The sequence below is a fragment of the Serratia sp. HMSC15F11 genome (genome assembly GCF_001808215.1).
GTDB lineage: Bacteria > Pseudomonadota > Gammaproteobacteria > Enterobacterales > Enterobacteriaceae > Serratia > Serratia nevei.
In genome coordinates this window covers 1-554 of the sequence record NZ_KV792481.1, presented here as the reverse complement: position 1 = coordinate 554, position 554 = coordinate 1, and the positions used below count along the sequence as shown (strand labels likewise).

The following is a 554-nucleotide window of genomic DNA, read 5'->3' as shown; positions in this document are numbered from 1 at the left end:
TACGAAGCAGGGGATCAACGTAAGTTTCATGTTCCTTGCCCGAAGTGCAATCACTATCATGAATTAGTATTTGAAAATGTGCTTTTCGATTGGGAAGTACTACCAAATGGACGTAGAAAAGCATTACCAGAAACAGCCAAGTTACTGTGTCCGAACTGTGAACATCATATTACGGAAGGGGAACGTGTACGGGCAATTGCTGGTGGACATTGGATAGCTACTAACCAATCAGGTAAGTATCCGAGCTATCATGTAAGCCGTCTATATAGCCCTATCAATACAATCGAAAGTACTGTTGAGGACTTCAGCAACGCACATTACAACTTCGATCTTCAGAGTTTTTACAACAACTCATTGGGCTTACCTTATGAACCTGAAGAAAACAAGGAACATAACCTTGTCGAGTTAGAGAACTTACGAGAAGAGATTTCAGTACTGAAAATCCCAGATGAAGTACTTGGAATCGTTTTCGGTGCCGATCAGCAGCAGGATCGGATCGAGGTATCGACATTAGCATTCACAGAGAAAACCCTATACGTACTGGATCATAGAAG

1 protein-coding gene is annotated in these 554 nt (G+C 41.9%); it reads left to right on the top strand.

Going from position 1 to position 554, the window contains the following annotated elements:
* The coding region (locus HMPREF3138_RS25700) for a terminase gpA endonuclease subunit (RefSeq protein WP_210394231.1) at nucleotides 1-554 on the top strand (554 nt) is incomplete at both ends.